We start from the raw sequence: 225 nt of genomic DNA, 5'->3' as shown, positions 1-225 counted from the left end.
GATATTTAGATGTACAATGACAGTTAGAGTTCAATTTAAACGCTTGAATTACTTTAGCCATGGCCATCTTCGTTGAAAGTGCTTGATTTGTAAAATCACTATTTGAGGTTTGCCAAACTGTTTAACGAGGCGTTTTATAAACGCATATGCTGAGTGATTATCTCGCTTTTTGCGTAACCAAATATCTAGTTTATGACCATCTGCCTCAATCGCACGATATAAATA

Annotated in this window: 1 pseudogene; it reads right to left on the bottom strand. The window is 35.1% G+C overall.

Annotation, left to right across the window (positions count from 1 at the left end):
• Positions 1-225, bottom strand: a pseudogene (locus tag RH81_RS16200) (DDE-type integrase/transposase/recombinase); the annotation flags it as partial.

Origin of the sequence: Psychroserpens jangbogonensis (assembly GCF_000797465.1) — a bacterium.
Lineage (GTDB): Bacteria > Bacteroidota > Bacteroidia > Flavobacteriales > Flavobacteriaceae > Psychroserpens > Psychroserpens jangbogonensis.
Note: the sequence above shows the minus strand (reverse complement) of the source record. Positions and strands in the feature narration are given on the sequence as shown.